Annotated in this window: 18 protein-coding genes; 11 read left to right on the top strand and 7 right to left on the bottom strand. The window is 46.3% G+C overall.

Annotated features, from left to right (window positions below):
* Positions 1–38: 38 nt before the first annotated feature.
* The gene (locus tag ACIGBN_RS11695) at positions 39–1,238 is read right to left on the bottom strand and encodes an MFS transporter (RefSeq protein ID WP_396665589.1); all 1,200 of its coding nucleotides are present in this window, start codon (positions 1,236–1,238) and stop codon (positions 39–41) included.
* Between the two features lie 110 nt (positions 1,239–1,348).
* On the opposite strand from ACIGBN_RS11695, the gene ACIGBN_RS11690 reads away from it, so the two are divergent.
* From ACIGBN_RS11690 to ACIGBN_RS11680, 3 genes are all read left to right on the top strand, one after another.
* Positions 1,349–2,260: a LysR substrate-binding domain-containing protein gene (locus ACIGBN_RS11690; RefSeq protein ID WP_396665587.1), complete on the top strand. Its 912-nt coding sequence runs from the start codon at positions 1,349–1,351 to the stop codon at positions 2,258–2,260.
* A 211-nt stretch (positions 2,261–2,471) separates the two neighbouring features.
* Positions 2,472–3,347: a helix-turn-helix domain-containing protein gene (locus tag ACIGBN_RS11685; protein ID WP_396665585.1), complete on the top strand. Its 876-nt coding sequence runs from the start codon at positions 2,472–2,474 to the stop codon at positions 3,345–3,347.
* A gap of 139 nt (positions 3,348–3,486) precedes the next feature.
* Positions 3,487–4,347 (top strand): nuclear transport factor 2 family protein, encoded by an 861-nt coding sequence (locus ACIGBN_RS11680; RefSeq protein WP_396665583.1) that lies wholly within the window; start codon positions 3,487–3,489, stop codon positions 4,345–4,347.
* Positions 4,348–4,482: 135 nt separating this feature from the next.
* Here the strand turns inward: ACIGBN_RS11680 and ACIGBN_RS11675 are convergent, their stop codons facing one another.
* Complete coding sequence (locus tag ACIGBN_RS11675; RefSeq protein ID WP_396665581.1) at positions 4,483–6,216, bottom strand: SulP family inorganic anion transporter; 1,734 nt, start codon at positions 6,214–6,216, stop codon at positions 4,483–4,485.
* Positions 6,217–6,693: 477 nt separating this feature from the next.
* Between ACIGBN_RS11675 and galE the strand changes: the two genes are divergently transcribed.
* The 4 genes from galE (at position 6,694) to galM (ending at position 11,262) form a co-directional block, all read left to right on the top strand.
* Positions 6,694–7,710: a UDP-glucose 4-epimerase GalE gene (gene galE, locus ACIGBN_RS11670; RefSeq protein WP_133003810.1), complete on the top strand. Its 1,017-nt coding sequence runs from the start codon at positions 6,694–6,696 to the stop codon at positions 7,708–7,710.
* A gap of 96 nt (positions 7,711–7,806) precedes the next feature.
* A complete protein-coding gene (locus ACIGBN_RS11665) occupies positions 7,807–8,874 on the top strand; it encodes a UDP-glucose--hexose-1-phosphate uridylyltransferase (protein WP_133003809.1) in 1,068 nt (355 codons plus the stop codon).
* Between the two features lie 127 nt (positions 8,875–9,001).
* On the top strand, positions 9,002–10,168 hold the full coding sequence (gene galK / locus ACIGBN_RS11660) for a galactokinase (protein ID WP_396665578.1): 1,167 nt from the start codon (positions 9,002–9,004) through the stop codon (positions 10,166–10,168).
* Complete coding sequence (gene galM, locus ACIGBN_RS11655) at positions 10,165–11,262, top strand: galactose-1-epimerase (protein ID WP_396665576.1); 1,098 nt, start codon at positions 10,165–10,167, stop codon at positions 11,260–11,262. Before galK ends, galM begins: the two co-directional genes overlap by 4 nt.
* A 119-nt stretch (positions 11,263–11,381) precedes the next feature.
* Here the strand turns inward: galM and ACIGBN_RS11650 are convergent, their stop codons facing one another.
* The 3 genes from ACIGBN_RS11650 to ACIGBN_RS11640 form a co-directional block, all read right to left on the bottom strand.
* Positions 11,382–12,398 carry a substrate-binding domain-containing protein gene (locus tag ACIGBN_RS11650; protein ID WP_133003799.1) on the bottom strand — a complete coding sequence of 339 codons (1,017 nt, stop codon included), beginning with the start codon at positions 12,396–12,398 and terminating at the stop codon, positions 11,382–11,384.
* Positions 12,399–12,636: 238 nt separating this feature from the next.
* On the bottom strand, positions 12,637–14,337 hold the full coding sequence (locus ACIGBN_RS11645) for a solute:sodium symporter family transporter (RefSeq protein ID WP_133003798.1): 1,701 nt from the start codon (positions 14,335–14,337) through the stop codon (positions 12,637–12,639).
* Positions 14,338–14,460: 123 nt separating this feature from the next.
* Positions 14,461–16,578: an alpha-galactosidase gene (locus ACIGBN_RS11640; RefSeq protein ID WP_396665573.1), complete on the bottom strand. Its 2,118-nt coding sequence runs from the start codon at positions 16,576–16,578 to the stop codon at positions 14,461–14,463.
* A gap of 249 nt (positions 16,579–16,827) precedes the next feature.
* Here ACIGBN_RS11640 and ACIGBN_RS11635 point away from each other — a divergent pair, with 249 nt between their 5' ends.
* From ACIGBN_RS11635 to ACIGBN_RS11625, 3 genes are all read left to right on the top strand, one after another.
* A complete protein-coding gene (locus ACIGBN_RS11635; protein WP_396665571.1) occupies positions 16,828–17,910 on the top strand; it encodes a LacI family DNA-binding transcriptional regulator in 1,083 nt (360 codons plus the stop codon).
* Positions 17,911–18,070: 160 nt separating this feature from the next.
* On the top strand, positions 18,071–18,871 hold the full coding sequence (locus tag ACIGBN_RS11630) for a DUF547 domain-containing protein (RefSeq protein ID WP_133003795.1): 801 nt from the start codon (positions 18,071–18,073) through the stop codon (positions 18,869–18,871).
* 159 nt (positions 18,872–19,030) lie between these two features.
* Positions 19,031–19,345, top strand: coding sequence for an NIPSNAP family protein (locus ACIGBN_RS11625; protein ID WP_133003794.1), 315 nt, complete (start codon positions 19,031–19,033; stop codon positions 19,343–19,345).
* 82 nt (positions 19,346–19,427) lie between these two features.
* On the opposite strand, the gene ACIGBN_RS11620 is transcribed toward ACIGBN_RS11625, so the two are convergent.
* Entirely contained in the window at positions 19,428–19,778 is a 351-nt protein-coding gene (locus tag ACIGBN_RS11620; protein WP_133003793.1) for a cupin domain-containing protein, read from the bottom strand.
* A gap of 207 nt (positions 19,779–19,985) precedes the next feature.
* A complete protein-coding gene (locus ACIGBN_RS11615; RefSeq protein ID WP_133003792.1) occupies positions 19,986–20,699 on the bottom strand; it encodes a FadR/GntR family transcriptional regulator in 714 nt (237 codons plus the stop codon).
* A 296-nt stretch (positions 20,700–20,995) separates the two neighbouring features.
* Here ACIGBN_RS11615 and ACIGBN_RS11610 point away from each other — a divergent pair, with 296 nt between their 5' ends.
* Positions 20,996–21,961 (top strand): transposase, encoded by a 966-nt coding sequence (locus ACIGBN_RS11610; RefSeq protein ID WP_396665568.1) that lies wholly within the window; start codon positions 20,996–20,998, stop codon positions 21,959–21,961.
* The last annotated feature ends 68 nt before the right edge of the window (positions 21,962–22,029 follow it).

The raw sequence follows: 22,029 nt of genomic DNA, 5'->3' as shown, positions 1-22,029 counted from the left end.
AATAAGGTTTAACAGTGTTTAGAGGTAAATAGTGCTGATTAAGTGCGTTTAATGCCGTGATAGAGCAGGCCAATTCCTGTGATAAGCGCGCAGAAAATACAAATCGCCGACCAGCCCATCGCGCCGATGATGTTGACGCCAATAGCAGACCCTATGGCGGCACCAGAGTAGTAAAACAACATATAGACAGCGTTGATTCGGCTTTGGGCGGCAGGGTCAATCGAAAAAATGCGAACCTGATTGGCTACTTGGCCACTGAATACCCCAAGATCGATCAAAATGATGGCGATACAGAGCCCTAATAAGCTGTCCGTGAACAGGGCTGCAATGCCAAAGCCAAGAATGATGAGAGACATTGAGACCATTAATATTCGGCGAGAGCCAAATTTAGGCACCCAGCGTCCTGATAGCTTTGCTCCGATAATCCCCGACATAGCAAGGATGCCAAATAGACCGATTTGTTGGGTGCTGTAGTGAAAGGGCGCTTCGCTAACGTGCAGCGCTAAGGTGGCCCATAATGCATTAAACGCGGCGAACCATAGCGCGCCAATAAAGGCACTCTCACGCAGCACTTTATGCTGACGTACTAAGCTCCCCATACTGATGATGAGCTGGAAATAGGACATAGAATTAGTCGGTTTATTATTGGGTAAAAACCGATACAGCAAGACGCCAAAAAGCAAAGCGATTGTGGCTGACATGATAAATACAGCACGCCAACCAAAATGTTCGCTGATCACGCCACTGAGTGTTCGCGACACTAAAATACCGACAGTTAGGCCTGTCATCACTGTGCCCATGACTTGCGCTTTGGTGTCTGGGGAGCTTAACGAGGCTGCAAATGGAATGAGCTGTTGAGTAATGTTGGCGCTGAGTCCGATCAGCAAGCAGGCGGCAATTAGTACATAGCCGGTGTGTGCGAATGAGGCCATTAAGGCGGTGAGAGTTAATAAAACTGACAAAAAGGCAATGACGTTTCGTCTTGGGAAGCGATCTCCTAAGGGAGAGATAAAGAGTAATGCCAAGGCGTAGCCTATTTGAGTTGCCGCAGGAATGGCGCCCAAAAGCGCGTCGCTGAGGGCTAAATCTTGGCCAATGAGCGGCAAGATGGGTTGGTTATAGTAGAGATTGGCGGCAGAGGCAGACACTGCGCTGGCAATAAGAAAAATCAACCTTTTGCTAATGCCGGTTTTGCCTGTGCCGGTTTTGATAGGACGAGAAGAAGATGTTGCTTGCATGGATGGCTCATTTCTTTGAGGGTTAGCGATAAGGCGTGATTTTAGTGACACCAAAGCTATAATAGAAATGATTTAATATGATAAAACTTATACGGATTTGGTATTAATCTATGGAATTAAAACCACTAAAAAGCTTTGTTGCTGTGGCCAGGTTGAAGAGTTTTTCCGCAGCGGCTCGTGAATTGAATACGGTACAACCGGCAATCAGCCGACATATAGCTTCGTTAGAAGAAGAGCTTGGCGCCCCTTTGTTTATTCGTAATACTCGTGATGTGCATATCACGGCGGCTGGCTTGCAATTATTTCACGATGCCAATGTGCTTTTAAAGCAGGCAGGAGAAGCAAAGCAGCGAGCTCAAAAGGCGGCAAAGGGGACGCTGGGAACATTAAGGATAGGTTATTTGCCCTCGGCCTGTTTGGCGTTTATTCCCTATTTAGTAAAGCGCTTCCATGAGCAATACCCGCAAGTTGATCTTGCCTTGTTTGAAATGACCGCGTCAGAACAGATGATGGCGTTTGATAGGCGGGAAATTGATGTGGGGATTTCCAGACCATTGCCTCAAGATTATCAATTCTTATATGAAAGTAAGTTATTGTATGCCGATTATCTGACGGCTGTGGTGCCTGAACAGCACAGTTTGTCTGGGCGTAAACAGATCCAGATTGAGGAGCTTAAACAAGAGTCCCTTATTCTTTTTGATCGCGAAGAGGCGGTAGGGTTATTTGATAGCATTATTAGCTTGTGTCGGAATAATCAATTTTCCCCCCATATTTCGGCTCAACCAAAGCATATGCAGACCTTATTGACCATGGTGGCCGCAGGGTTAGGTACCGGTATTGCACCGAATTGCATTGCCAAACTGTTCACTCAAGGGTGTCGGTTTATTCCCCTGAAAGGGAGCAATACAGAGGTGCTGACTCAAATTCATTATAGTAAATCTGAGTTAACCCCAACGGCTGAGGCGTTCGTGAAAATAGCCTTGCACTCGTCTGAGCGTATTCAACAAGAAATGAGCGCATAAAAAGTATGGAACCTTTTATGCGCCGAGGAATCTGGGCGGTTAGACCCCCAGGCCGCCTTACTCCAGCGCGGGTGAAGGTGTTTTTAGACTTTATGGAGCAGAAAATACGTGAGACTAATCGCATGCGTTATGGGGATTTTTTCTAGTGTGCTGTTAATATGCAGATAGCCGTTATACGAATAGACAAAGGGTGTAAGCTTGCTGGACTTTTATGAATAATTTGATACCACAGATTGAGTTTAAAGAATCAAACTTGTCGCTGGTAGGTTTTGAAGTGTTTGATATCAAACAGCTTTATCGCCGATCGGAAAGTGGTGAGTTGGCGTATATCGATCAACCACACAGAGTAAATTTTCATAATTTGATCCTCTATACGGGCAATGCCGGTGAGCATTTTGTGGATTTTCACGCCTTTCCAGTGGAAAAAGACGCATTGGTATTGGTGAATAAGGGGCAGATACACGCGTTCGATTTGTTGAATAAGCCGGCCGCGATCTTGGTGGTTTTTACCGACAGATATTTGGACGAAGTGAGTGCCGCGATAGACGCTCGAATTTTCGCACCGACACAGTTTTTGTCTTCCTACCGCCCCAGCTTTTTGATGCCAGAGAAGCAAGCGCTGTCGTTAAATAGTATTCTTGGGCTCATTGCGGCGGAATTTAAAAATACGCCGATGAACATACAGTACGTCAAGGTGCTTTTTGCAGCGGTCTTGACCAAGGTAAGTGAACTAAGGCCAGACATTTATCATCATAAAATGAATGCCTCGCAAATTAAATGCTTCGAGCGTTTTGTGGTCTGCTTACAACGTGATTACGCCCTTATTCGAGACGCGAATGAATACGCAGACCTAATTGGCACCAGCTATAAAACGCTTAATAAACTTTGTAAGGTGGCGACACACCTAACGGCGAAGCAGCTCATTGACGCTCATGTGGTGTTAGAAGCCAAGCGACGTTTGTCGATAGACAATACACAAGTCCAACAGGTCGCGGGTGAGTTGGGGTTTGATGAGGTAACCAACTTCGTTAAGTATTTCAAAAAACACACTTTAATGACACCAAGTCAATTTAAAAGACAGTCCTAATCGCCTCATTCATTCTGCTTGTTGATTTTCTTTAGATTATCGAATGGTTCGATATTTACCATTTTATCGCTGACTTTGACCTCTTCGTATTTTTGCTTTTCCTTACAATAGCGACATATTCAACTGTGAGGAAAAAAACATGAAAACAACACTTTTAGCCACTCTTGTCGCGAGCAGCGCGTTATTAAGCGCTTGTACCAGTACGAGTGTTTCTGAGCCTAGCGCTATGATTTCAAATAAAGACAAAGCCGTAGCGGTATTGAATTCTATTGAAACGGGTGACACGAAAGCCATTAGTTACATTAATAGTTCAAATTACACGCAACATAATTTGGCCGTTGGCGATGGGTTAGCAGGCTTTGGTGAAGTCTTGCACGCTCTGCCAAAAGGCAGCGCGAAAGTGAAGGTGGTGCGTGCGTTTGAAGATGGGAATTATGTCTTTACGCAAACCGATTATAACTTCTTCGGACCGAAAGTAGGGTTTGATGTTTTCCGCTTTGATAACGGGCAGATTGTTGAGCATTGGGACAATCTTATTGCCAAAGCAGATAAGCCGAACCCGAGTGGACACACGCAACTAGATGGTGCGCTGACAGTAACAGACCTTGATAAAACCGCTGAAAATAAAGCGTTGGTGAGCGAATTTTTTAATACGGTATTGGTGAAAGGCGACTATCAAAAAATGCCACAATTCTTTGATGGCGACCACTATATTCAACACAACCCAGCCATCGGCGATGGCTTATCTGGTTTGGGTAAAGCGATCGATGAAATGGCCCAACATGGGATTAAAATGACCTTCACAAAAGTGCATAAGGTATTGGGAGAAGGGAACTTTGTCTTGGTTATTAGTGAAGGGACATTCGCCGGAAAAGCCACTTCTTATTACGATCTATTCCGTGTGGATAACGGAAAAATCGCCGAGCATTGGGATGTGATGGAAACCATCCTTCCGAAAAGTGAGTGGAAGAACACCAACGGAAAATTCGGTAATTTATAAGTTGGATGATGTTATCACCTAGCCCTTTTTAAGGGATAACATCGCTCATTTCACCCCATCGCTGGTCATTATTTCTCTTAGGCTAACACCTGATTAGCCTAGATGAGATAGTGATCAGCGATGTTTTTACTTCTATCAAGCTGTCTCTTGATGGCAGCCTTCTAAACATTTAATCGCCTGATGTTGCGTTAAAAAGATCTCACCGTTTAGTTCTTTTAGCAATTGGGTGTCTTTTAGTTTGTCCATCACAGGCCCTTTCACCTCAGATAAATGCAGCTGCACGCCGGCGTCGGCCAATCGAGTGTGGATTTTTTCTAGGCTTTGCAATGCACTGGCATCAATCATATTGACCGCAGTACACATCAAGATTAAATGCTTTATCTCTTTATTTTCAGACACGATTTGCTGTAGGCGCTCTTCAAGAATGCGGGCGTTGGCGAAAAATAGATTTTCATCGATGCGGACCGTCAACACGCTCTGGTGGGTTTCAACCGTGAAGCGTTGCACGTTACGAAAGTGCTCAGTTCCTGGGACTCGGCCAACAATGGCGATGTGTGGGTGACTCGTATGCCAAAGAAAAAACAGCAGAGACAAGCAAACACCAACGATCAACCCCGTCTCCATGCCTTCAATCAATACAACAAAGAAGGTTGCTAGTAATAAAACGGCTTCTTTTTTCGAAAAATTCCATAGGTGACGTAAGTCCTGCACGTTAACCAACTTCAGCATGGAAATAGAAATAATAGAGGCCAAAATGGCTTTAGGGAGATAGAAAAATAACGGGGTTAAAAACAGCAAGGTTAGCAAAATAAACAGTGCTGCTATTATTCCTGTCATTGGGCTTTTTGCCCCAGAATCGGCGTTCAGTACCGTACGTGAAAAACCGCCAGTAACGGGGAAAGCACCACTAAGTGCAGAGCCAATATTGGCCAGCCCAAGGCCGACTAATTCTTGGTTTGGGTCTATGTCCTGACGACGTTTGGCCGCATAAGTTTGTGCCACAGACACAGAGCCAAAAAAGCCCACAATACTGATCAAAATAGCCCCAGGGATTAATTCTCTAACCATGGGTAAATTGATCTGGTCTAGGTGAAGGGTGGGTAAGGCTTCAGGAACGGCGCCAATAATACTCACACCAACTTGATCCAAAGAGAAGCTGGCGACAGCGAGAGTGGCTAAGAACACAATAATCACGGGCCCCGATTTTCCGAGTAGCTGTACGGTACGTTTAGAACAGCCAACCGCGCCAAGAAAGCGTGCAAAATGGCGCTGCATCATCACTAATGAAAAAATAGAAAGGATGCTCAGAATAAGGGTGGGAATATTGGTCGAGCCTAAGTGACGATAAAGACTGCTGACTAACGGGAATAAGGTGCTGCCTTCGGATTGAATGCCCAATAGATACTTTAGTTGGCCAATGACCACGATTAATGCGGTGGCGCTGATAAAGCCAGAAATAACCGGGTGACTAAGGAGATTGGTCAAGAAACCTAAGCGGAACAAGCTCAGTATCAGTAAAAACACACCAGACATAAACGCCAGCAGAATAGCAACGGTGGCGTAGTGTTCGGTGCCTGCTACGGCAAAGGGCAGAATAGCGGAGGCCGTCATCACAGAGCTTAAAGCAACCGGGCCAACGGCGAGCGTGCGGCTGGTGCCGAAAAGAGAATACAAAATCGAAGGAACGATACTGGCGTATAAGCCTGTGATCGCAGGCATGCCAGCCAGCATCGCATAAGCAAGACTTTGCGGAATCACCATAATAGTAAAAATTAAACTCGCGGCCGTATCGTTTTGTAGATCGTCCAATGAGTACGTTTTAAGCCATTTCCATGACGGAATAATGCGTTCGACCGTTATTTTATTCATCGCAAGCTCGTTCGTTGATGTGTGGGAAAAATATTGCCCTGATGTAGCCATGTCGTCGCATCATAGAAGATTTAAGAAGGTCAGTCAAAAATAAAGTAATAAGCTTATAATCAAATAGAATATTGCAAATAGGCCGCCTTTATAGGTCGTTCTACTGTTCCTTGCATTGCGACTGATAGCAGGCGTGCTTTTTAGCCATCAACTGTGTGTTGGTGCCATGATGTTGTCGCTAGATGGCGTTCATTGTGATTGGTTCCTAGAAGAAAACCGATTTTTACTAGGGTTGCTTTGCTTGGGAAAGTATTATGTGAATACAAGGAGGTGGAGATCGTTTGCCAACCTTTGGTATCGTTTACATTATTTTGATATTAATTTTAAATTCACCCTCGATTTAAGGGCTGAAATCCTGTTTAATGTCGTTATAAGTTAAATGTAATCGTTTACATTTTAATGAATTTATAAGAGTGAGAGGTGGTTATGAAGGTCTTAGTGACAGGCGGATTAGGTTACATCGGAAGTCATACGTGTGTGCAATTGATTGCCGCAGGTCATCAGCCTATCGTCATTGATAATCTATCTAACAGTAAATTAGAGGTGCTTAAGCGCATAGAGGCGATTGTTGGCGAGCGACCTGAGTTTCATCAAGGTGACGTTCGTGATGAAGCGTTTCTCGACGCCGTGTTTGCAAAGCATGAGATTCAAGCGGTCATTCATTTTGCCGGTCTGAAGGCCGTCGGCGAGTCAGTAGCTAAGCCGCTTGAGTATTATGACAACAACGTAAATGGGTCTTTGGTGTTGGCTCGTTCGATGCGTACTGCTGGCGTGAAAAATATGATTTTCAGCTCTTCTGCTACGGTATATGGCGACCCTCAAGAGGTGCCCATTACCGAAGATTCACCTACTGGCGCCACGACCAACCCATACGGTCGCAGTAAGTACATTGTGGAAGAATGTCTGCGTGACTTGTTCGCCGCAGAGGACGACTGGAGCATTACTTTGTTGCGTTACTTCAACCCAGTGGGCGCCCATTCATCGGGCACCATGGGGGAAGATCCTCAAGGTATTCCTAATAATTTGATGCCATTTATCGCGCAAGTTGCCGTCGGGCGACGTGAAAAATTGGCGGTATTTGGGGACGATTACCCAACTCCAGATGGCACAGGTGTGCGTGATTACGTTCATGTGGTGGATTTGGCAGATGGGCATTTAGCGGCCTTGAACGCTCTGACCGATAAAGCTGGACTGCATATTTATAATTTGGGTACCGGAAAAGGCAGCAGTGTATTGGACATGGTTAAGGCGTTCTCTAACGCCTGTGGTCATGATGTCGCGTACGAAATACAACCGCGTCGACCAGGTGACATCGCTGAATGTTGGGCCAGTACTGCAAAAGCAGAACAAGACCTAGGCTGGAAGGCGCGTCGTGATGTGTCTGAAATGACGATTGATACGTGGCGTTGGCAGTCTAACAATCCTCAAGGCTATCAGGGGTAACCAGCCCCTATCGCCTTGCCCAAACTGTGTCGTGCTGCGCTGTGTGGTGAAACAGTGTTGCTAGAATGAAGTGTCAGAATGAGTGAGTAGCAAAAGATGTCAGAAATAACCTTTAATCCTGTTGATCATCCGCATCGTCGTTATAACCCATTAACAGGTCAGTGGATTCTTGTTTCACCCCACCGCGCCAAGCGTCCTTGGAGTGGGCAAGATGAGAAAGCGACGATGGACAATCAAGCCTCCTATGACGAAGGGTGCTTTCTTTGTCCTGGTAATGCCCGTGTTTCTGGGGATGTTAACCCGGATTACAGTGGGACTTATGTGTTTCAAAATGATTTTGCGGCCTTGATGCCTGACTCTCCGGATGCTCCGACTTCTGATAACCCTTTGTTTAAAACTCAAGGCGTTCGCGGATTGAGTCGAGTGATTTGTTTTTCTCCTGATCACAGTAAAACGCTGCCTGAATTACCCGTTTCTCAAATCCGTAATGTGGTTGATACCTGGAACGAGCAAATCGAAGATCTGGGTAAGGAATACTTGTGGGTGCAGGTTTTCGAAAATAAAGGCGAAGCGATGGGGTGCTCACAGCCTCATCCTCATGGCCAAGTTTGGGCGAACAGTTTTTTACCGAATGAAATAGAAAGAAAAGACAAACACTTGCGGGAGTATTATCAAGCGCAAGGTTCAAACTTGTTAGTGGACTATGTTCAAGCGGAGTTGCAAGACGGTGCTCGGACCGTGGTTGAAACGGAGCATTGGATTGCCGTAGTGCCATATTGGGCGGCGTGGCCGTTTGAAACCATGCTGTTGCCTAAGGTGCATGTGCGTCGTATGGCAGAGCTACAGGATGCACAACGTGACGATTTGGCGGTCGCCATCAAAAAGCTAACCAGCCGCTACGACAATCTCTTTCAGTGTTCTTTTCCTTATTCGATGGGGTGGCACTATGCCCCATTTTTTGAAGCGGATAAGGACAGGGATGATAAGGGCATTGAACATTGGCAGTTGCACGCCTTGTTCTATCCGCCATTGTTGCGCTCAGCCACCGTTAAGAAGTTTATGGTGGGGTATGAAATGCTGGCCGAAAGCCAACGAGATCTAACCGCAGAGCAGGCAGCAGAGCGATTGCGAGCGGTCAGTGATGAGCACTATAAAGCGTCATAAAAGCGGTCTATTTAAGCCTGTTTAATCGGCGTAGACAGTTTATAGAAAAATAATAGAAGCAATAATACCGTCTCTGAGTGCTCTTAAAGAGAGTTTTGGAGGCACTAAAATACAGTAGGAAAAAAGTATGATTGATTGTTCAACGCAGCCGACTCACCTTGTCTCCAATGCCTTTAAATCTGTTTTTGGGCGTACTGCAGAGCACCTTATTCAGGCGCCGGGGCGGGTAAACCTAATAGGTGAACATACTGATTATAACGATGGTTTTGTTTTGCCTTGTGCCATTGATTATCAGGCTGTGGTGGCTGCAACGGCTCGTCAAGATACGTTAGTTCGAGTGGTGGCGGTCGATTACGATAACCAAATGAACGAATTTGATCTCGCTCAGCCACTTGAATTTGATCACGATGTTATGTGGGTGAATTATATTCGAGGCGTGATTGATTGCCTGCAAAAACGCGGGTTTACATTTAATGGCGCGGATATCGTGGTGAGTGGCAATGTGCCACAAGGCGCAGGATTGAGTTCTTCGGCTGCATTGGAAGTGGTTATTGGGCAAACCTTTAAGGTGCTTTATGATCTGGACATCTCACAGCAAGACATTGCGCTAAATGGGCAGCAGGCGGAAAACCAATTTGTAGGCTGCAATTGCGGCATTATGGACCAATTGATCTCTGCTAAGGGCAAACGTCATCACGCCTTATTGATTGACTGTCGTTCATTAGAAAGCGACGACGTGTCTATGCCTGAGAGCATGTCTATTGTGATCATTAATTCAAATAAAAAACGTGGCTTGGTAGACAGCGAATACAACACTCGTCGTCAGCAATGTGAAGCCGCTGCTGACTTTTTTGGCGTGAAAGCCCTGCGTGATGTCAGTATCGAGATGTTTGAAGCTCGCCAAGCGGGGCTTGATGAAGTGACCGCGAAACGTGCTCGTCATATTATTACTGAGAATGCGCGTACGGTCGAAGCAGCGCAAGCGCTAAGGGACTGTGATATGGCCCGTTTAGCGGTGTTAATGGAGCAGTCACATGTGTCCATGCGTGACGATTTTGAAATTACTTGTCCTGAAGTGGATGCCATTGTCGACATTGTGAAAAGCACCATAGGCCCTCAAGGCGGTGTGCGCATGACGGGCGGTGGTTTTGGTGGTTGCGTGGTTGCTCTGGTACCGCCGGCGCTTGTCGATGTGGTTAAGCTGGCGGTAGAAAAACAATACCAAGCGCAAACTGGTCTAAAAGAGACCATTTACGTTTGTAACGCGAGCGATGGTGCAGGTTCAGTAGCGTGAGTGTTCTTAGGTCTTACCCGGACAGTGTGAAGGCTTTGCATGAAAACATGCAAGGTCTTGCGAACGATGGTCAGCCTGCTCGCTTGATTACCTTGTGCAATGGCTCAGGCATGACGGCGACCTTTATGGACCTTGGCGCTACTTGGCTAAGCTGTACTTTGCCAATGGCAGAGGGCGCTCGAGAAGTCTTGCTCGGTGTGGATACGCTGGCTGCGTTTTATCAGCAAGCTGGCTATTTGGGTGTCACCGTAGGTCGTTTTGCTAATCGTATCAATAACGCCCAGTTCTCTTTGCATGGTAAAGATTACTCGATTAGTAAAAACCAAGGCGCACACTGTTTGCACGGTGGGGTAGAGGGCTTTAATCGCCGTCGTTGGACCTTGGTTGAGTGGTCGGATCGCTATGTTGTTTATGGTTTGAGATCCCCTGATGGCGATCAAGGCTTTCCTGGTCAATTGGATGTGACCGTCTGCTATGAATTGACGCAAACCAATGGTATTTCGATTTCTTATCATGGCGTGTGTGACCAAGATTGCCCTGTCAGTTTGACCAATCATGCGTATTTTAATCTGCAGGGCGACACCACTGAGATGGATTGCCGTGATCATGAATTGTTGATTGATGCGGATTCATATTTGCCAATAGACGCCTCTGGTGTGCCTATCTCCGGGTGTGTTCCGGTGGCAAAGAGCGGTTTTGATTTTAGGATCAAAAAGCCCATCCGCCAAGATTTTCTCAAAGATGAGCAGCAGCAATTGGTGGGTGGCTACGATCATGCCTATTTGCTTAATCAGCCAAGCCATCGTGTTAATCTTGTGAGTAGTGTGAATACGCCAGATCAGGCAGTGAGGATGGATGTCAGCACCAGCATGCCGTCTGCGCAGCTCTATACCGGCAACTTTCTAGATGGGTGTCCAAGGCGTGGAGGGGGGTATTATAAAAATCACTCAGGCTTTGCGTTTGAAACGCAGTATTTGCCAGATTCGCCGAATCACCCAGAATGGACATTCAGCAATAGTCTCTTGAAAGCCAATAAAGCCTATCATCATAAAACGCTTTATGAGTTTGTGTGGCATGGATTAAGCGCTCAATAACGCTAACCAATAACTCTAATAACAACAGCGAGGTTTCTTTGAGAAAAGAGTAGGCACTTTGTTTTGGGTGGTTATTTGGTGATGCACAAACGCCGTCTGGGTTAACAGGCGGCGTTTTTTTAAACGGACGTAGCGCTCGGGGCTGACACCACAGACAAGCGCTTCACTAAAGTTGGGACAAATATCATGTTGTTGGTAACGGGCTTTTCTTTATTGGCGAGCTTTAAAGAAAGAATCGCCGCCTGTTCTGCCATTCTTTGGATCGGGTAGCGCACCGTGGTCAACTTGGGGTGAAGGTATCGGGCAATGAGTCCGTTATCAAAACCGATAATAGACATGGCTTTGGGGACCTCTATATTGTTTTCTTCGAGGGCTGACAAAGCGCCCGCAGCCATGTAATCGTTGTAGGTGGCAATGGCTGTCAGTGGTAGCCCTCTGGTCAGCAAATTTGTCATCGCCAATTCTCCACCGGCTTCGTCGGGAGCGCCATATTCAATGTGATCTTCGGTGCAGGTTAAGCCATGGTCTTTGAGTGCTTGTAAATAACCCGCCTTACGCTGTTCTGTGTCTTCAATGTCATGGTTGGAGCAAATATAGCCAATCTGCTGATGACCGTGTTTGATGAGATAATCTGTGGCAAGGTAAGAGCCTTTTAGATTGTCCAAAGCGATGCAGCGCTCCGCTATCTCAGGAATAAATCGATTGATTAACACCAGTCCAGGGGCTTCGTTGGCGAAGGTGATCAACTCTTCGGCGGTCAGGCTTTTGCTATGAATAACAAGGGCTTCGCAACCTTGGCTAATCAGCAGCTCAATGGTCTCACGTTCTTTTTTAGCTGAGTGGTAACCATTGCCAATCAATAGATGTTTGCCCTGTTCAGTGGCAATGGTGTCGATGGCTTTAACCATTGAGCCGAAAAAAGGGTCGGAGACATCACCGACCAATACGCCAAGCGTTTGTGTGGATTGGCTGACCAGCGCTCGTGCTGCGGCGTTAGGGCGATAGCCGAGTTTTTTCATCGCCACTGTGACGGCTTGAATGGCGGCCTTGCTGGCTTTGGGGGAATGGTTGATGACGCGCGATACCGTGGCAATAGAAACCTTCGCTTCTTTCGCAACATCTTTCACAGTAGCCATAGAGTTTGCCTTAACATCTTCGTAATAGTCAGTGTCTTTGTGCGTCTACTTTACCATAGGTAAGTTTAAGGTTTGCCGATACTTTTCCAAATTTTATGATCACAGCTCACTGTCCACAGGCTTTATTGTCCGTGAGGTTGGTGCTAAGGAAATGAGCCAAAGCGAACGCAAAATAGAGGGAGAGAATCACGCTCGCTTGCCCCTTTTTTGGGGCGCAACGAGCGTGAGGGTTGTCTAACTATTGTGACAGGGCGGCCTGTCGTTTTTTCTGCTGGCGAGTGCGGAAAATGATCCCTGCCAACATGATGACGCCACAAGCTGCGTAAATTTGCATATAAGATGGGTCATCGGAGATGAAACCAATGTTCGAGAACATGATGTAAGCGCCTAACACCATGTAGAGCACAATTGCTGAGGCTTCAAAGCGGAATTTCCATGGCGTAATGTCAATGGATTCATTGATTGGCATTTTGTAATCCGTGGTGCGTGGGTAAAAATAACCAATCACAAACATCAATAGAGTGCAGGCCACAAATAAGATCGCCAATTGATGCAGGAAGTGCAGCTCTACCTTAAAGATAAGTTGCATCGACGCATACGAAGTGACAAAAACAGCCAAGGCGATTTTGGCGGCGATGGCCGGAACGCGCTTGGAAATATAACCAACGAACACAATGGTAAAGATGGGAACACTAAAGAAACCGGCCACCATTTGTAGGTATTGGAACAAGCCTTCTGGCGCAAACATGATGAAAGGCGCGATGCAGATAGAAATGATCGCAATCACAACCCCAAAGATACGGCCTTTGCCAATCAGCTCTAAATCGGTTTTGCCCTTACCAAAGAGTGGTTTGTAGACATTCAAAGCGAACAGTGTGGTTGAGCTGTTTAGTACCCCGTTGAAGGTGCTTAAAATGGCGCCAAACATCACAGCAACAAAGAAACCGACCAATGGTTTTGGCAGTACTTCGTTGACGAGGCGTGTGTACATGGAGTCAGGGTTGCCGGCATTAGCACCAAATAAATGGTAAGCAATAACGCCCGGAATGATCAAAAACAAAGGGGAAATGACTTTAATAAGCCCCGCACCGATTACGCCTTTCTGTGCTTCTTTTAGGTTTTTCGCGCCCAATACTCGTTGCACGATCGATTGATCGGTTCCCCAGTAATACAGGTTCACCAGCAATAAACCGGTAAACAGCGTGGAGAAAGGGAGCGGGTCTTTTTCTGATCCTACGGATTGAAGTTTTTCAGGTGCGGCGCTAAGAAGTGTGTCTAGCCCAGCGCTGAAGCTGCCATGGCCCAATGCGATTAGCCCGAAAACAGGAATCATCAAGCCGCCAATAATCAAGCCAATGCCGTTAATGGTGTCTGCAATCACCACGGCTTTTAAACCGCCGTAAATGGCGTAGAAAAAGCCCAGCAACCCGATGGTGGCCGAGATAAGCGCAATAGATTGAAACTCAGTGATGCCAAGCAAGTCTTTGATATCAAAAATTTCAGCAAGGACAACCGCGCCTGCGTAAAGCGTGGTGGGTAGAATGTTAATCACGTATTGGCAAAGGAACAGCAAGGTAACAAATTTCTTCACTGACATGTCATAACGACTTTCTAAAAAGTCGGGGATGGTTGTGATGCCTTGCTTTAAATAACGAGGCACCAGCAGCAGTGCAATGATCACCAAGGTGACGCCCGAGGCCACTTCCCAGCCCATTACACTCATGTTGTTGGTGTACGCTTGGGCGCTCATGCCGACAAAGCTGGTGGCGCTTAGGTTGGTTAAAATGAGGGAGCTGGCGATGAGTCCGCCGGTTAGACTTCGACCGCCGAGGAAAAAGCCGTCTTTAGAGTGGTGTTGGTCGCGTTTTACTTTTCGATACGTAAAGATAACCACGAAACCGGTGAACAACAAAAACGATAAAAATACCGTGAGGGACATAGTCTTTTCCTTTCTTTTTATACACGGCAAGCAGACGCGAGCCTTTCACGGCATGCGTGAAAGGCGTAGTGACAGATTACTGCGTGTTTTTATAGGTAAGGTCTAATTTATTGACCGTTGTTTTTATATTTTTTTTAGGTGAACAATCAGGGCAGACTCTGGGTCTAAAATCGGCAATGTAATACCGACTTCTTTCAGGTTGTCTCCATTAAGTTCTAAGGTTTTATCCAGCCATTTTGGGGCTTGTTTCATGAGTTGAAAGCTGGTCTTTGGCATTTCTACTATGTTTAATTGATAGCGTGCATGCACATCAATGTGGCTGATTCGTAAGGGCGAAGGCAGCGCGTATTCCGGCATGGCCAGCTGGCATACAGTGATAAGCAACTCTTCTTGGCCGTCTTGGTTGGCACCAACCACGCCGTAAATGTATTGATCCTTATTGGCGGAATCGATCCGGAAGGTACGGCCAGAATGCAGCAGGTGGCGATGTTGTTTGTGCAGCTGAATGTAATGAGCAAACGCTTGTTTTTCTTCTGCCGTTTCTTTCACTGGGTCGAGTTCGACGCCCATGTGTCCGCCTAAGGCGGTAACGCCACGCATGTTGATGCTGTGGCGACGGTTGGTTGAGTGGCATTCGCCTGGGCCAATGTGCGCGCCCATGACTTCGGGTGGAAAAAAGTAGCTCATGCCGCGTTGAATGCTTTGTCGCTCTAGGGCGTCGTTGCAATCGGATGCCCAAAAGCGATGGGTGCGTTTTAGGATCTCAAAATCAATGCGTCCGCCACCAGAGGAGCAAGACTCGATTTCAACGCTCGGATGGGCGCTGGTTAGCGCGTCCAGCAGTTGGTACAAAGCCTGTGTTTGACCGCGAACGGCGGCTTTACCTTGATGCCCAGGTTGCACGAGTTCGCGGTTCATGTCCCATTTTAGATAGCAGATGTTGTAGCGTGTGAGTAGGTCGTCGAGCCTGTCAAATAAGTATTGAAAGCACTCAGGATTTTGCAGGTCGAGTACGTATTGCCAGCGACCAGAAGGTTGCTGATAGCCTGATAAGCCTAATACCCAGTCAGGGTGGGCGCGGAATAAATTGGAATCTTGGCTGACCATTTCTGGTTCAACCCACAAGCCAAACTCCATACCCAGTGTGTTGACGTGCTCAATGACTGGCTCTAGACCATTTGGGTATTTCTTTTCATCGAGATACCAATCACCGAGTGCGGCGCGTTCATGATCGCGGCCAACAAACCAGCCGTCATCAATGATAAAGCGCTCAACACCCATGTCGGCCGCTTCGCTGGCCATTTTCATAATGTAGTCAGGGTTGTGATCGAAATAGATACCTTCCCATGTGTTTAGATGCACAGGGCGCGGTTTTTGTGTTGGGAAGCGAAGAATGCTGTGGCGAACAAAGGTGTGAAAACGATCGGAAATGCCATTTAGTCCTTGGTTGCTGTACACACCATATAGCCAAGGTGTTTGGTAGATGTCATTTTCAGCCAGCTGGATTTCCCCCGCCAGTAGCAATTCTCCGGCTTGCACAAAGCGGCGGCCATCACTCTTCACATCGGCTCGCAGTTGGTGGTTGCCACTCCAGCCGAGGTGAAAGCCCCAAACATTTCCTTGTTGTTCACTAAACCCTTTGCTGCCAACAAACAGCCCGGGGAAATTTTCGTGGGAGGTGCGGCCGCGGCGGTTTTCTTGCATAAACCCGCCGTGCTCTAACGCTTGGCGCTGGTTTTGAAACTCTTGGCACCAACGACCATGAAAGGTCATCAGTTCATTTGCATGGTGAGGCAGTGTTAACGTCGATGATAGTTTATTGAGTGTGTAAACCTCTGAACCTAGGTTGCGCACGCTAATGCGTTTTTGTAGGACATCAGAATCGTGATCCAGTAGCACCTCGATAGTGAGTTCAAGATTGGCTATGTCGTCTTGCAGTGTGAACACCGCTTGGTGGTCATTGGCTTGCGTGTCAGTGGTGTGGAAAACCGGCGCCCAATCATGGCCATTGCGATGCCCTTCGATGCCTGGCGCATTGAAGTGTCCGCTGCCTAATTCGGGGCACAGAGACAAAGGAATATCAACGTCTAGGCGAGCCTGAGAAATAGGGCGTTCAGTGGAGAGTAATAGGTCTGCGTCAATCTGAGCGATGCGCGCGCCCCAATGAACGATTTCAGGGACACGATCCACCTTAATGATGCAGCTGTGATTGAGGCTGGTTAAATGAATGAATTGATTCATGTTGAAGCTCACTATGTTTGCGTAAATATTTATATTTATTGGTGTCTTTCTGGAATTGAAACGCAGAGTAGCAAAACGATAAAAAATGATCAATTGTTATAGATAATAGAATTATTCCGCTAAAAACCTAACATTTTTTGATGTTTTTCAATGTCGTGTTAAATGTTTTCGATAACATTAATGTGTTATTGTTTGTCTCTACAGTAGAAAAAAAGACTGATTTTTTAGACCGATGAGAGGAGTGCTTGGGTGTCTGTAACATTTAAAGACGTCGCGAAATTAGCGGGGGTATCGACACAAACTGTGTCTCGGGTCACTAATGGCGCGGATAATGTCTCCCCTGAGACTCGTGATCGAGTGAACCAAGCGATCAATGCGCTAGGCTATATTCCCAATAAAGGCGCACAAATGCTGAGTCGCGGCAAGTCCAAAACCTTGGGCATTGTGTCGCTTGATATCGCCTTGCACGGGGTGGCTTTGATCGTCAATGGGGTGCGCCAGCAGGCCTATGAAAAAGGCTATGGGGCCGCTTTGTCTATTGTCGAAAATAATGAATTTGGCAGAATTAAAGCGGCCATCAGAGAGTTGGCTTCTCAGCAAGTGGATTACATTGTGGTTAATGTGCCCTTGACGCAAGAGATGGCAGAGCAGTTGGTTGAGCAGTTTACCTCGCTGAATTTTATGTTTATTGATGTGCCTGAACACAGCAAGGTGAACTATGTGTGTGCAGAACATACGGAAGGCGCCAAAATGGCCGTGCAGCATTTGATCGCCTGCCAGCGAGAGGATTTTTTGCTTGTTACAGGGCCTAATGCGTCAACCGGGTCGTCGTTAAGACGGGCTGGATGGCGTGACGAGCTGACGCAAAATGGGAAAAATATAGTGGCAAGTTATGAAGGGGATTGGGACGCTCAAAGCGGCTATTTGGCGATTCGTGATGCGCTTGCTAAGAAGCAATCTTTTGATGCTGTGTTGGTGGCGAACGACCAAATGGCTTTGGGGGTGCTGTGTGCGTTAAATGAGTTAGGAATATCAGTGCCAGATAAGGTGTCTGTGGTCGGGTTTGATAACATCAGTGACAGTGCCTTTTTTACGCCTCCTTTGACCACGGTGGAACAAGATTTCTTGGCGTTAGGTCAGCAAGCGGTTAAGCGTTTGTTGGACAGCACAGAGCAGACGCCTCATTCGTATTGCCAATTGATTTTGCCGACGCGGTTAATTGTCCGTTCCAGTACCTCGGTAAAAACCAAGCAGGGAGAGAATGCTCAAGAAATATTGAATCATTTGGACAAAGCTCGGGCACTCTTGCAATCGTCTCTTGAGAGGAATTAAATCAGATTATCCCGAGAGGGGTTGCCTCACTTTGCCGATCCAGTGTTTGAGTTTTTCAGAAAAACTGTAAGAAGCGAGTGAGGTGTTGCGTCTAATGCTGACTATTTATGAGCTTTTCATAAGCACAATCACAAAATATTAAGGTGTTGAGGCGTTTATCATGACAAAAATACTGGTTTTACTGCTTGCGTTGTTTGCTGGGCAAAGTGCGTTTGCAAGCGCGGCTTCTTTTGATCACAGCAAATGGAATGACTTACTACAGCGACACGTGTATTTACTGAATGGCGGGCAGGCAAGTCAGGTCGATTATCAAGGCTTTGCTGATGACAAAGCGCAGCTAGATAGTTATTTAACAAGCTTGTCTGGCGTAACGCAGAAACAGTTTGATGCGTGGCCAAAAAACGATCAGTTAGCCTGGCTTATTAATGCTTACAACGCTTGGACGGTTGAGTTGATTTTGACCAAGTGGCCTGATTTAACATCAATCAAAGATCTTGGCAGTTTGTTTCGTTCGCCTTGGAGCAAAAAGTTCATTCCACTGTTAGGTGAGAAGCGCTCGTTGGACAACATTGAGCATACCCTGATTCGAGGCTCTGATCGTTATCAGGACCCGCGAATTCACTTTGCTGTTAATTGTGCCAGCATTGGTTGTCCAGCATTGGCTAACCAGGCGTATCAGGGTGACAATCTTGATGCGTTATTAAGTCAGCAAACTCGACTTTTTTTAGCGGATCGCAGCCGCAATCGTTTGCAAGGCGACACCTTGGCATTGTCTTCTATTTTTAAATGGTATCGAGAAGATTTTGAAAAAGGTTGGCATGGTTATGACTCATTAGACGCGTTTCTTGTTGATCATGCTGCTGATTTGTCGTTAACGCCAAGCGCCGTAGACCAGTTAAAGCGTCAATCATTGACCCTTGATTTCTTGGATTATGATTGGCAATTAAACAGTAAGTCTTAATGATACAGGGGCGAATAGCATGGTGTTCATCGCTCATTTTTTGATGGCTGCCATGGTTTCATTTTAATGGACTCTGTTGTTGAGACTTTTTTCTCAAAGTGGCGATTCTTGATGTTTTTTATTGAGTCACTTTGGATTTTTATTAAGTAAGGGTGTATTTTGAAAATCGTTGAACTTCGTGAATATAAAATCAAACCAGGCAAAGCGGACCAATGGGTGACATGGATGCGCGACGAATTGTTGCCGTACCAGCGTTCACAAGGCATGAGAATTCTCAGCACCAATTTGTATAAAGACGACAAGGGTGATGAGTTCTTTATTTGGACGCGTGAGTTTGATAGTGAGCAGCAACGCCAACAAGTGTCTGAGCAAACTTACAATGATTGGTGGGTCAATGAGGTGCGCCCAAAAGTAGGGGAGCTTATAGAGTTGGACTCTATTAAGGTAAGAGCAATTACCCCGCTTTCATTATAATTAGTTGATTTATAATCTTATTAGATCGTCTGAAGCAGGGCGCTTGCCTTGTTTCAGACCTCTAAAAGTGTGTTCGGATAAATCAGGGCGTGAGTGTTTTATTGAGGAAATCTTCTCGAGCAGGGGAGAACATGTCTAACAAAATGCTGTTGTTTTCTAATGCCACCGCACCGTGAACAAAGTGTTTTTGTGCAATGTACGCATCGCCTTTTTTCAAGATCTGTTTTACGCCATTCACTTCGGCCTCAAAGCTGCCTTCTACGACATAACCAATCTGATCATGAATATCATGGGCATGTGGGTGGCCGACGGCGTTTTTATCAAAGCAAAGATGCACGGCCATTAAGTTGTCTGTGTGACCAACAATTTTGCGTTTAATGCCGCTGCCTAGATCTTCCCATTCGTGTTCTTGAGATTGAAAAAATGTGCTCATAGAAACCCCTCGTCTTATTTTTATAATGCCTAATTGTATTATAATAGCATAAAAATATTTTAGTCAAAATAAACACGACACTCTGTTGGTCTGAGGTGCTAGAAAAGAAACGGCCAGGGGGGAATTAGAGTGAGGCTGTTATAGAAAAACGGAATTAAGCGCAGCATCAGGGTTATCGCGTCATGCTGCGCTTAAAAGAGAGGGAGATTAGACGGCTTCTGGCAAACGGTGCTTAGTAGATTGCAAATGATCGCGAGAGGCGTTGCGTGCGCCATCGCTGTCGCCGGCAATAATGGCTTCAAAAATGAGCCTGTGTTCGTTCAAACAGACGCCGCCGTGGGCGGATGAGTGTTTGATAAAGGTGGCAAACATGGTGGTTAAAATATTGCCAAATGGTAAGTAGAAATCGTTATTGGTTGAGTTGAAAATAAGTCGATGAAAGCTTAAGTCAACGCTTGTCCAAGTATCGTGCTCGAAATGCTGAGCGGCTTTTTCCATTTGCTGAAAGATGACAGTGAGCTCTGCTTTCTGTTCTGGCGTGGCGTGGAGCGCTGCCAGAGCACAGGCTTCTGGTTCTACCGCCCGTCTTAGGCCAAGAAATTGTGTGCAGAACTCCGCTGGATCGCTTAAGCCATCCATCCATTCAATCAATTGTGGGTCGAGAAAGTTCCAGCGATCTCTTGAGACAACCTTGGTGCCAATTTTAGGTCTGGATTCAAGCAAACCTTTAGAGGTTAGCAATTTAATGGCTTCACGCAGCGCTGTTCGGCTCACGCCAAATTGTTCGCATAATGTCATTTCGTTTGGCGCAATTGAGCCTTGCGGCATTTCTCCAGACAAAATACGACGCGCGATGGTTCGTGCCACTTGGATATGCAAGCTTCTTGAAGAGGTCGAAATAGAAGTGAAATTATTGGTCATGGTGTCCTTAGCGTCAAACGTCGCGAGCCAATTTTAATAAGCGGCTTCAAAATATAGATCAAGATTAGCATGATTTTGTATTGTGACCTATTTGTTGTCCAATAATACTACAAAAGACACAATCAGACGCACTTATAAAGGGCGTTTATCGTTTAACCTCCCATTTAACGCCCAACTACACCCAAGACAGGCATACGAAAAAGCCAGTAACCACGGTACTTATCGCTCTTTTCGGTTTATTTTTCAGACTTCTTCTATACTTAATTTTTGTTTTCTCAAGGAAGAGGAACGGGATTATGCCAATGCCCAGAAGTCAGCAAGTATGCTTAGACGATACCCCTTATTATCACTGCGTGGCCCGATGTGTGCGTCGTGCTTTTTTGTGCGGTGAGGATCCATTTACTGGTGCGAGCTACGAACATCGACGAAGCTGGGTCGAGCGCCGTTTGTTGTTTCTCGCCAGTGTCTTTTCGATCGATGTGTGTGCCTATGCGGTGATGAGTAACCATCTTCATGTTGTGCTGCATATCGATTCAGAAAGTGCGAAAAACTGGTCTGTCGTGGAGGTGTTAGAACGCTGGCATAAGCTTCATAAAGGCACGACCTTTACTCAGCAATACTTGCTTGGCGGCACGCTTCCAGCTTATGTGACCTCTGTAGTGGAAGCCGCCGCTGAAACTTATCGAGCACGCTTAACAGACATTAGCTGGTTTATGAAAGAGCTTAACGAGCCGATTGCACGGCGAGCCAATTTAGAAGACGAATGCACAGGTCACTTTTGGGAAGGACGCTTTAAATCCCAGGCTTTATTGGACGAAGCGGCGCTGATCGCTTGCATGGCCTATGTGGATCTAAATCCAGTCAGGTCGGGTATTAGTGACACTCCAGAAAGCTCCGATTTCACCAGTATTAAGAAGCGCGTGCTTGCCGTGAAAGAAAACAGCCAGCCCAAGACGCTGCATCCTTTTGTCGGTCATCCACGAAAAGACATGCCCAACGGTTTGCCTTTTAAACTGGCGGATTATTTAGAGCTGGTCGATATGACAGGGCGCATAGTGAAAGAAGGCAAAAAAGGCGCGATTGATGCCTCCTTACTTCCCATCCTACAGCGATTGAATATCTCGTCTGACAACTGGGTGTGTATTGCAACCGAGTTCGAAGCCAGAACAGGAAGAGTCGTCGGGCAGGCATCGTCCATTGACCAGTACTGCGAATCGCACCATCGCAGACGCAATCGAAAAAGCGCTCAGCTACTCGCCTGATTGAAATAGTCGAATAAATTACAAGGTATCAGCATGGCGTTGAGGGGTTCTCATGGCCAAAAAAGGCC

The organism is Marinomonas sp. NPDC078689 (assembly GCF_044542435.1).
In the GTDB taxonomy this organism is placed as follows: Bacteria; Pseudomonadota; Gammaproteobacteria; order Pseudomonadales; family Marinomonadaceae; genus Marinomonas; species Marinomonas arenicola.
This window is presented reverse-complemented; position numbering and strand designations above follow the sequence as displayed.